Genomic DNA, 8,732 nt, shown 5'->3' with positions numbered 1-8,732 from the left:
CGGCCCGGAATCCGGGCTGCGACGTGTCGCGAAAGTCTGTCGCGAAACATCGACTTTCGCACCTGACTTTTGCGACAGATTTTTCCCTGCAAAATCAGCGCCGGCGATTTTGTCGCAAAACTTAGGATTTGCGCGACAGACAGCCTCGCTTTTCGGCGGCTAGAGCATATGCCTCCGACTGTGCAAGGTGTCAGTCCGCACTCCCCCCGCTTGCTGCGATGAGTCGACGTGCAACCAGATCGTGGTTCAGCCACAGGACAGGTCCGGAGGGTTCGCTGGCCTCGCCAAAGATCAACTGGCCGACCGCCTTGACCACATGATGGCTCAAGACGTCGCTCACGAGAATTCTTTTATCTTTGTGCAGTTGCACGATCTCTTGTGATGTGCCGATGGTCTGCTCCGCCTGAGTGGCGCTATTCGGCAGCGGCCAAAGGTCGAAGTCATAATAGGGCTGCATCGCCTCGTTGTTCTGATAGTCCAAAACCATCTGTAGCAGGGCTTCGAGCGTCACGCCGTCTTTCAGCAGGTCTTGGCATCCTTGCCAAAGCACCTCGACCCAGCCTCCACCGCCTTCTTTCTTCAGCGCGCCCAGCAACGGTAGGAGCGACAGTTCGAGCCCGGCGAATACATCGGAGGAATTGGTGCGGATTTCGGGGCAATTGAACACTGTGGCTTTTATGCCTTTGCGCCACGCAGCTTCGGCAACACCTTCAAGACGCATCTTCGCATAGCCTTGAGTGTAGTTGGTATAAGTCTGCCAGCGATAGCTGCCGCCAATCAGAACTTCGGTGCCGTGATAGCCATAGGCGGTGTAACGAACCTGTCCGCCGGCCGCCCAGATCCGGGTACGGATGGCAGAGCTGGCCTCAAGCAGGTAGCCAAAGGTATTAGCCGAAACCTCGTCAAAGTTTTGCAAAACGAGCTTCCCGAGATCGCTTTCGATCAGCGACTGCGACGACATATGTCGCGCGCCACGACCCTTGTAGATGCGGTTTACGATAGCGAGAACGACCTTGGCCTTCGGGATACCACCTGCCATTGTGTGTGCGAAGAAGACGTTCCTGCCGTCGGGGATCAGGTCATCGAGTTCCGCCATAACTGCGTCGAGCGCGGTCTTGAACCGTGTCAATCCAACCTCGTGGCAGCGCGCAATATAGTCCCAATCGAGGGTATCGGTCTGCCAGGTGTCGAGAGTCATCTTCCCGAGAAGATCAGTTGGGGTAGGACCGCCTTCGGGAGCATCGAGATCAAAGCCTGCCATCAGCGGAGTGTTGATAATCTTGCCGCCGAGATTGGCTTCAGCCGCAGCCAGTTCGTCATCAGCCAAGGCGCGCAATGCGTTATTCTCCTCGCGACGGCCGACTGTGACTCCCAGGATGGTCATGCCCGCAGCCTTGGCCTCGTCAAGCAGACCGGCTGCATAGCCACGGCCAAACAGCTCGCCAAAAAGCACGAAGAAATCTCCCTTACGGAAGAGAGTATTGGGGTTCATGGTTTTTTGCGGTGTGAGATTCGTCATATCAGCCTTTGCAATTTGGGGATGCTTTCGGAGCGAAACGTCAAGCATCCGAGATGGCCCATTGTCGCAGAAGTCCCGAAACCCGCGACAGTCGCAGAATAGGGATTTTCGCGACGAGATGCACCCGCTAGATTCGGGCGGTGAGCATAGCAGCGAAAGCCCCCTGCCCCATGATGATCGGATATGCGCGCGTCTCGACCGACGGCCAGACCCTTGACCAGCAGCGCGCGGAGCTGAAAGCGGCAGGCTGCAAGCGCATCTTTGAGGAAAAGGCATCCGGCGCGCATCGCGGCCGCCCCGAGCTGGCGAAGATGCTGGACCATTTGCAGCCCGGCAACGTGGTGACGGTGACGCGGCTCGATCGCCTCGCCCGATCGACGCGCGATCTTCTCGACATAGCCGAGCGGATCGGCCACGCCGAGGCCGGCTTGCGATCGCTGGCCGAGCCGTGGGCCGACACGACGACGCCGGCGGGGCGCATGGTGCTGACCTTCTTCGCCGGCGTTGCCGAGTTCGAGCGCAGCTTGATCCACGAGCGCACGAGCGCCGGCCGGGCCGCTGCGAAGGCGAAGGGTGTTCGCTTCGGCCGCCCCCCTACCCTTTCGGCCGAGCAGATCGCACACGCCCGCCAGCTCATCAGCGAGGACAAGAAGCCGGCCGAGGTTGCCCGGCTGTTAGGTGTGCATCGCGCTACCCTCTATCGGGCTTTAGAACGCAATGACGTGAATACGCATTGACGTTACTGCGTTTAGTTGCCCTGCCCTAGAAGTAGTGCCTTTCCCGGTTCTTCCCGCAAGGGATTGCAGAATCGGGCGGCTTGCTCTTAGTTGTAAACATGAAGGAACGCGCGGAAGAGATTCGCAGAGGCGTTGCCGCCCACAGGGCGCGGCAGATCGCGGCCGGCCGCGTGGCGTTGAATACCTATGTTCCGGGTGAGCTTGTCGAGGCAATCGACAGGATCAAGGAGCAACGGGGCGCGTCAGCACGCGCGCCGATCATCGAAGAAGCGTTGAGGTTCTATATCGAAGCGAAGCAAGGGACATAACGGCAAAACGCCCGACCGTTGGCGCGGTCGAGCGTTTTTGTAGGCCGTCAGACACACCGTAGAGCCGGGGCCATCAAAGTCTCCCCTTATCTACGCTAGAGCACTCCAATTCGCAAGATTGATTCTTGCGGAAACGGGAGCGCCGTGCCTGCCGTCCACAGTCGTCATGTCCTTCAAATGGAAGGACGAGGGCATATGTTAGGGACGCAATACGCGGCCGCGATCGGCTGCGCGCGCGGGAACGCGCTTGATGAAATCATGCGGGAGGTTTGGAGCCGATACGGCGCGGGCCAGCTCACCGACGACGAGGCCGGCGAGCTTACGACGCTCGCCCATGAGCGCCGGGCCGCCCTGCGGGGATCGGGACAGACCGCGCTAGGGCTGGTCTTCCCGCCCCCTGCCCCGCGCTGCCCGACACCAGTTCGCCGGCATAGCCATATCCGGGGGCGATCGGAGGGCCGGATATGGCGGCCGACGACGCGCAAGGACGTGCAGGCGATCTTGAAGGCGGCCGAAATCTACAACGAGGCCGGCTTGCGCGAGAAGGGCGAGCGCAGCGGCCCGCTAGGATCGGTGGCGCTGGACGTGCTGCGGCTGTTCGTCAATCTCATCGACTTCCGCACCGGCCGGCTAGAGCCGTCAATCACCACGATCATGGATCGGCTAGGCCGGTCGCGCGATACGATCGTGCGGGCGCTGAAGAACCTGCGGGCGCATGGTTTCATCGACTGGCTGCGGCGCTACGAGCCGACCGGCAACGAGGGGCGCGGCCCACAGGTCCAGCAGACGAGCAACGCCTACCGCCTGTCCCTGCCGGAGAAGGCCCGGCAGTTCCTTGGACGGTTCAGCAAGGCCCCGCCCCTGCCCGACGACCACAGCGCCGCACAGGAAGCCCGCGCGGCCGAGGTGGACGCCTACAAGAAGGCCCTGCCCCTCGATGAGCTGGCGCTGTCCGAGGCCGGCGATACCGCGCTAGGCCGGGCGCTGGCGGCCCTTGGGAAAGCTATCCAGAAACGTGAGTCCGATAACCAGACTGAATCCCCATCTGATCTTTATCTAAGAGGGCAAACATAAGCGGTCGCCGCTGTTCGGGCTGCTTTCGCAGCCCTGCGGCGGTTCCGATCCGCTTATAGGGCGGATCGGGAAACGGCACCCTCACCACCTAATCCGCACCGTTCGCGCCTGCGGCCAGCATCCTATGGGCTTTCGAGAGGGAGCGAGGGGCAAGGTCGGCGCTCAATCTTTGCTGTATTGCTGGCAATAAGGTATTTAAGCAAAGCTTCTTGCCGTCAATTCTCATTGCTGCTATGCCAGCAAAATGAAAACAATCGCTATTGTCAGCCAAAAGGGCGGGGCTGGAAAAACCACCCTCGCCCTGCATATCGCCACGGCCGCCGAGGCGGCCGGGCTTTCGGCCGCGATTATCGACCTCGATCCCCAAGCAAGCGCCGCCGGCTGGGGCGATAGCCGACAAGGCGAGGCCCCGGTTGTCGTTGCACTTCCTCACACCCGCTTGCCGCAAGGCTTGCAGGCTGCGACCGATGGCGGGGCCGAGCTAGTCGTGATCGACACCGCGCCGCACTCGGAAGCGGCGGCAATGGCCGCGACACGAGCGGCCGACTTGGTGTTGATCCCCTGCCGCGCCGGCATCCTTGATCTTCGCGCGATCGGAAGCACGGCCGAGCTGGTGAAGCTCGCCCAAAAACCGGCTTTTGTCGTTTTGAACGCCGTGCCGCCGCGCGCCACGCAGCTCTTGGCCGATGCGCGCGCCGCCGTTCAGGTTCACGATTTGGAGGTTGCCCCCGTTGCCTTCCAGCAGCGGGCGGCCTTCGGACATGCGCTCACGGCGGGCAAAACCGCGCCAGAGTATGAGCCGGGCGGCAAAGCCAGCGACGAAGTTTCCGAGTTGCTGGCTTGGCTCAGAAGTCAGTTGCCGATTTGACTGCAAAGCATATTGCTGGCAATGCAGTTAAATGCTATTGCTGGCAAACTGGCAATTTTACGAGATGAGGCCATGTCCAAAAGACCGAGTTTAGCCGAGAGCATGAAAGCCGTGGGCGCGCAGGCATCCCCTGCCGCTATCGTGGAATCCGTCGCCGGCATGGCGACGGCTCCGGGCGAGGGCAAGCGTTACCACGCCGCCACGCGGGCAGGGATGAAGCGATTGACGGTCGTTGTCGAGCCGGAGGACCATCGCCGGGTCAAGAGGCTATCAGCCGACACCGACCGTTCAATTGAAGACCTTATGCGAGAGGCGCTTGCCGACTTGCTGCAAAAGCATAATGCCTGATTGCTGGCAAGGCGGCGGGCGCGTAAGTGACGATAGCCTTGAAGTGTGGCGCTATGTGTTATATATGACGGGGCAACGGTGAGAGTCTTCAAGAGCAACAGGTTTCACAGGTTCGCCCGTAAGGAGAAAATCTCCGATGCGATGCTATGTGAGGCGATCGAGCGCGCCGAGCGTGGATTGATCGACGCCGATCTTGGAGCCGGCCTCATCAAGCAGCGTGTTGCACGGCCGGGCGCTGGAAGATCAGGCGGCTATAGGACGCTGATTTTCTTCCGGGCGGAAACGCGGGCGGTTTTCGCATTTGGGTTCGCGAAAAGCGACTTGGCGAACCTAGAGGACGACGAGGAAGCCGCGTTCAAGAGGGCGGCTAAGTTGGTGCTTGGGTTCTCCGATGCACAGATGGACGCGGAAGTAGCGGCGGGCCGAATGTTAGAGGTGAATTGCGATGGCTAAGGCATACAAGAGTGAGGCAATGGCGGCCGTCCATGAAATGATGGAGGGCTTTTATCAGTCTGGCGCGATCGACAAGCAGACGATGCGCGAGTTTGATGACGCCTGCCTGACAGCAGTTGAGCCGATGCCCCCCGAGGAAATCCGCGCAATCCGGGAGCGCGAACACCTGTCGCAACCAGTCTTTGCCCGGTATCTCAACGTGAGCAAGGGCCTCGTTTCGGATTGGGAGCGGGGTGTGAAGAAGCCGGGAGGCCCGGCGCTGCGGCTTCTGACAGTCATCCAGAAAAAGGGTGTTCAAGCGATTGCTTGATTGCTGGCAAAGAGGCAATTAGGCAATGTATTCGCCTGCAACCCGCCCCCGGCTGTCCCTACGGCCCTAGATGATGAGAGCGGGCCAGCCGGGGGCTAGCGCCGTGCCTGCGGAGGCCAAGCCATGACGACCAAGACGGCCGAAACGATCATCCGGGAGCTGGCGGCCCGACATGGGGTTGCCGTTCAGCGCACGGCGCTGGACGATTGGGCCGATGATGCCACCCGGCTTTCCGGCGACGATGGTGTTGTTGATGAAGTCGGGGAGCTGGTCGTTGCCTTACGGCGAGCGCAGGCCGTTGACGGGATCGAGCTGACCCGGCTCCATTCGCGTTATCTGGACGAACGGGACGCGGCGTAGCCGCCCGGCCCGGAGGCGAACGCGCCCCCATGTCGCGCTGTAGTGAGCCGGAGGGCCGCCAGTGACAAAGCCCCGGTGCGTCAGCGCCGGGACCGCTTTTCCCATCTGGCCGGCTCGGGCAGGGGGGCTTTGAGCATGTCGCGCAGCTCCGCTTTCATTTCCTCGCCCGAAATCCCCGGTCGGGGATCATCGGCCGCCGCCTCGATGCTGCGCTTGAGCAGTTCCCGGCGCAGATCGGCATGGGGTTCCAGCTCCTTATGCTCGCCCAAGATCACGAACACGGCTTCGGACGGATCAAGGAACGTGTCCTGTTCGATCAGATCGAGCAGCCACAGGGCCAGCGACGGCGGCAAATAGGCTTCAAATCGCAATCCACCCTCTGCGACCTGGTTGCGGAGCCACTTGGCTTGCTCGACGGCATGGGCCTTGTCGGCGGGATCGGGCCATTCGGGCGCATCGGTGTCGGTCATGGCTTCATCCTTCATGCTTGGTCGAACAGCCCCCGGAACTCTGCATCGGCGTAATAGGCGAGCTTGCCGGCGACGATCGGGCGTTGCCCGGCGAGGAACAGCAATTCGACATGCTGCGGCAGGTTGCGGACCTCATCGGGGGTCAGCAGCGGGCGGGCCGTGTGCTGCTCGCCGTAGGAAATGCCGGATTTGTCGGAATCGAGCGCCCGGCTCATGGTCTGGAACACCACGGTTTCCTGCCCGAGCAGATCGGAGACAAGGCGGGCGCTATCGTGATCGTTGACGCCGAACACCTGTAGGACGCCGGCGTTTGACAGGAAGGTGCCGGCGCGCTGCCCGTAGGTGGCGCGGAGCTGGTGAACGTCCTGCAGGATGGGCCAGAGCTGGACGCCGTAGCCGGCCATGAGGCCCATAGCGCGCTCGACGGGGGCCAGATGGCCGAGGGCGGCGAACTCATCGAGCAGATAGAGGACCGGCACGGCCGGCTTGGCGGGATCGCGGGCCATGTCGGTGAGGCTTTGCGCGACGAGCAGGCGCAGCCATCGCGAATAGGTGGCGAGGCGATCGGGCGGCAGGACGAGGAACACAGAGACGTTGCGGCGCTTGAGATCAGCAAAGCCGAAATCGGATCGGCCGAGGACCGCGACCATGCGCGGGCTGTCGAGGAAATGGGTATGGCGCTGCGCGGCCGAGAGGACGCCGGCCGCCTCGCGGTCGGATTTGCCGAGGTGGCGGTTTGCGGCGCGGGCGATCAGGCCGGAGGCGGCCATTGACGCCTGCATGTCCTTCAGGAGCGCGGCGAAGGTTTCAGGGGCGAGGGTGAGATATTCGCGCAGGGTGGCGAGGTTTCGCCTGTCGCGCGGCTCGCTGGCGGCAATATGGAGGATCAGGCCGGCAATGAGCGCCTTGGCTTCCTCGTTCCAATGCGCCTCGCCCGCCATGCCCGGTTCATCGAACACGAGGGCGTCGGCCAAGGTGCTTGCATCTTCCGCGACATCGAGGCCGGCCGGGTCGAGCCCTTCCAGCGGATTGAAGGCGGCCGAGGGCTGGCCGGTGACGCCGAAGGGGTCGAGGACATGGACCGGGCCGAACTGCTGGCGGGCGCGGCCGGCGATCTTGGCATTTTCGCCCTTGGGGTCGATGCAGATCACGGAGCGGTCGGCGGTGAGCAGGTTGGGGATGATGGTTCCCACCCCCTTGCCGGTGCGTGTCGGTGCCATCGTCAGCAGATGGGCCGGGCCGTCATAGCGCAGGAGCTTCCCGGTCTTGCCGTCGCGGCCGATCAGCAGGCCGGAATCGGCGCGGGCGAGGGCGGCGGTTTCCTTGTCGGTGGCGAAGCGGGCTGAGCCGTGGGTTTCGCCGTCCATATCCCCGAAATGGATAATCAGCGGATTGGTGAGGAAGCGGAAGGCGAGCGCCAGCAGCACCAGCAGCGTGACGAGATCGAGCAGGAGAACCGGAACCGAGCCGACGCGAAAGCCGATTTGTTCGAGAGCGAAGCGGCCGCCGAAGCCGAGGACGAACAGGACGATAACAAGGAGGAACAGAAGCCCGAGAAGCGGTTTCCAGATGCGGAAAGGTGCGGCGAGCAGAGCGACGAACGCCCATAGCGGATCACGCGCGGCCTGCCGCATCATGTTCTTGAACGCACCCCAAGCAAGTCTCGCCTGACTCATGCGGCCGTCCCCCCGGCGCTACCTGTCGTTTCCCCGGCCGGCGCGTTGCCGATCAGATCGGCAAACAGTTCCTTGTCACCGGGGCGCGTCAGGAAGTCGGGCAGCTCACGCTTGAGCCATTCGCCCAAGCGCCGGGCAAATTCTTCATCCTTGCCGTGTTCGAGGCGATGCAGGACGAGCGCGCCGAGCAGCACCTTGCGGCGCGTGTCGTTGGCGCGTTCCTGCTTGCCGAGCCGTGCCTTGAGGGCGGCGCGCTGCGCATCCAGTTGGGCTAGACGTTCTTCAATGGATTTGCGCGCCATTCCTCAAATCTCCTTTTCCGGTTGTTCGCCTAGACTATCATTCCCGGCCGTCTTTTCCAGTGTTTGCCTGTTGCGCTTGAGTTTTCGGCGGTTTTGCAGCACAATCCGGGCCTCAGTTTCATTGCATCGACCTAGCCGCAGCGCCACACCGAACAGCGAAAGAGCGAAGCAATTGAGTTGAGAAGGGCGCACTTACGAGTTGCTACGCAACTCAGCGCGCCGCCAGCTTGGAGGCTGGCGGGAGAAGTGGAAACGGTATCGGGGAGCACGGCTTGGCGATCTACCATTTCAGCATGAAGCCGGTTTC

General features: G+C 62.3%; 12 protein-coding genes. 8 read left to right on the top strand and 4 right to left on the bottom strand.

Going from position 1 to position 8,732, the window contains the following annotated elements; genetic code table 11:
- Nucleotides 1–190: 190 nt before the first annotated feature.
- The gene (locus FZN60_RS28310; protein WP_026109555.1) at nucleotides 191–1,519 is read right to left on the bottom strand and encodes an enoyl ACP reductase FabMG family protein; all 1,329 of its coding nucleotides are present in this window, start codon (nucleotides 1,517–1,519) and stop codon (nucleotides 191–193) included.
- Nucleotides 1,520–1,689: 170 nt separating this feature from the next.
- Between FZN60_RS28310 and FZN60_RS28305 the strand changes: the two genes are divergently transcribed.
- From FZN60_RS28305 to FZN60_RS28270, 8 genes are all read left to right on the top strand, one after another.
- Nucleotides 1,690–2,256 (top strand): recombinase family protein, encoded by a 567-nt coding sequence (locus tag FZN60_RS28305; RefSeq protein WP_046986025.1) that lies wholly within the window; start codon nucleotides 1,690–1,692, stop codon nucleotides 2,254–2,256.
- Between the two features lie 98 nt (nucleotides 2,257–2,354).
- Complete coding sequence (locus FZN60_RS28300) at nucleotides 2,355–2,564, top strand: ribbon-helix-helix protein, CopG family (RefSeq protein ID WP_017502925.1); 210 nt, start codon at nucleotides 2,355–2,357, stop codon at nucleotides 2,562–2,564.
- Nucleotides 2,565–2,759: 195 nt separating this feature from the next.
- Nucleotides 2,760–3,638: a helix-turn-helix domain-containing protein gene (locus FZN60_RS28295; RefSeq protein ID WP_017502926.1), complete on the top strand. Its 879-nt coding sequence runs from the start codon at nucleotides 2,760–2,762 to the stop codon at nucleotides 3,636–3,638.
- Between the two features lie 244 nt (nucleotides 3,639–3,882).
- On the top strand, nucleotides 3,883–4,506 hold the full coding sequence (locus FZN60_RS28290; protein ID WP_017502927.1) for a nucleotide-binding protein: 624 nt from the start codon (nucleotides 3,883–3,885) through the stop codon (nucleotides 4,504–4,506).
- 21 nt (nucleotides 4,507–4,527) lie between these two features.
- On the top strand, nucleotides 4,528–4,854 hold the full coding sequence (locus FZN60_RS28285) for a ribbon-helix-helix domain-containing protein (protein ID WP_017502928.1): 327 nt from the start codon (nucleotides 4,528–4,530) through the stop codon (nucleotides 4,852–4,854).
- A 78-nt stretch (nucleotides 4,855–4,932) separates the two neighbouring features.
- Complete coding sequence (locus FZN60_RS28280; RefSeq protein WP_017502929.1) at nucleotides 4,933–5,307, top strand: type II toxin-antitoxin system RelE/ParE family toxin; 375 nt, start codon at nucleotides 4,933–4,935, stop codon at nucleotides 5,305–5,307.
- On the top strand, nucleotides 5,300–5,617 hold the full coding sequence (locus FZN60_RS28275) for a helix-turn-helix domain-containing protein (protein WP_017502930.1): 318 nt from the start codon (nucleotides 5,300–5,302) through the stop codon (nucleotides 5,615–5,617). The genes FZN60_RS28280 and FZN60_RS28275 overlap by 8 nt, the downstream gene beginning before the upstream one ends.
- 123 nt (nucleotides 5,618–5,740) lie before the next feature.
- Complete coding sequence (locus tag FZN60_RS28270) at nucleotides 5,741–5,977, top strand: hypothetical protein (protein WP_017502931.1); 237 nt, start codon at nucleotides 5,741–5,743, stop codon at nucleotides 5,975–5,977.
- Nucleotides 5,978–6,057: 80 nt separating this feature from the next.
- Here the strand turns inward: FZN60_RS28270 and FZN60_RS28265 are convergent, their stop codons facing one another.
- From FZN60_RS28265 to FZN60_RS28255, 3 genes are read right to left on the bottom strand one after another with little or no spacing between them, the layout of a single operon-like run.
- Entirely contained in the window at nucleotides 6,058–6,447 is a 390-nt protein-coding gene (locus FZN60_RS28265; RefSeq protein ID WP_038293042.1) for a hypothetical protein, read from the bottom strand.
- Nucleotides 6,448–6,458: 11 nt separating this feature from the next.
- Nucleotides 6,459–8,123 (bottom strand): type IV secretory system conjugative DNA transfer family protein, encoded by a 1,665-nt coding sequence (locus FZN60_RS28260; protein WP_026109553.1) that lies wholly within the window; start codon nucleotides 8,121–8,123, stop codon nucleotides 6,459–6,461.
- Nucleotides 8,120–8,425: a hypothetical protein gene (locus FZN60_RS28255; RefSeq protein WP_017502934.1), complete on the bottom strand. Its 306-nt coding sequence runs from the start codon at nucleotides 8,423–8,425 to the stop codon at nucleotides 8,120–8,122. The genes FZN60_RS28260 and FZN60_RS28255 overlap by 4 nt, the downstream gene beginning before the upstream one ends.
- Nucleotides 8,426–8,732 lie beyond the last annotated feature (307 nt).

Origin of the sequence: Antarcticirhabdus aurantiaca, assembly GCF_009765365.1 — a bacterium.
GTDB lineage: Bacteria > Pseudomonadota > Alphaproteobacteria > Rhizobiales > Rhizobiaceae > Antarcticirhabdus > Antarcticirhabdus aurantiaca.
This window is presented reverse-complemented; position numbering and strand designations above follow the sequence as displayed.

Excerpts from the sequence above, each read along its gene's own strand:
- FZN60_RS28310 (WP_026109555.1), bottom strand. The coding sequence starts at position 1,519 with ATGACGAATCTCACACCGCAAAAAACCATGAACCCCAATACTCTCTTC.
- FZN60_RS28305 (WP_046986025.1), top strand. The coding sequence starts at position 1,690 with ATGATGATCGGATATGCGCGCGTCTCGACCGACGGCCAGACCCTTGAC.
- FZN60_RS28300 (WP_017502925.1), top strand. The coding sequence starts at position 2,355 with ATGAAGGAACGCGCGGAAGAGATTCGCAGAGGCGTTGCCGCCCACAGG.
- FZN60_RS28295 (WP_017502926.1), top strand. The coding sequence starts at position 2,760 with ATGTTAGGGACGCAATACGCGGCCGCGATCGGCTGCGCGCGCGGGAAC.
- FZN60_RS28290 (WP_017502927.1), top strand. The coding sequence starts at position 3,883 with ATGAAAACAATCGCTATTGTCAGCCAAAAGGGCGGGGCTGGAAAAACC.
- FZN60_RS28285 (WP_017502928.1), top strand. The coding sequence starts at position 4,528 with ATGCAGTTAAATGCTATTGCTGGCAAACTGGCAATTTTACGAGATGAG.
- FZN60_RS28275 (WP_017502930.1), top strand. The coding sequence starts at position 5,300 with ATGGCTAAGGCATACAAGAGTGAGGCAATGGCGGCCGTCCATGAAATG.
- FZN60_RS28270 (WP_017502931.1), top strand. The coding sequence starts at position 5,741 with ATGACGACCAAGACGGCCGAAACGATCATCCGGGAGCTGGCGGCCCGA.
- FZN60_RS28265 (WP_038293042.1), bottom strand. The coding sequence starts at position 6,447 with ATGACCGACACCGATGCGCCCGAATGGCCCGATCCCGCCGACAAGGCC.
- FZN60_RS28260 (WP_026109553.1), bottom strand. The coding sequence starts at position 8,123 with ATGAGTCAGGCGAGACTTGCTTGGGGTGCGTTCAAGAACATGATGCGG.
- FZN60_RS28255 (WP_017502934.1), bottom strand. The coding sequence starts at position 8,425 with ATGGCGCGCAAATCCATTGAAGAACGTCTAGCCCAACTGGATGCGCAG.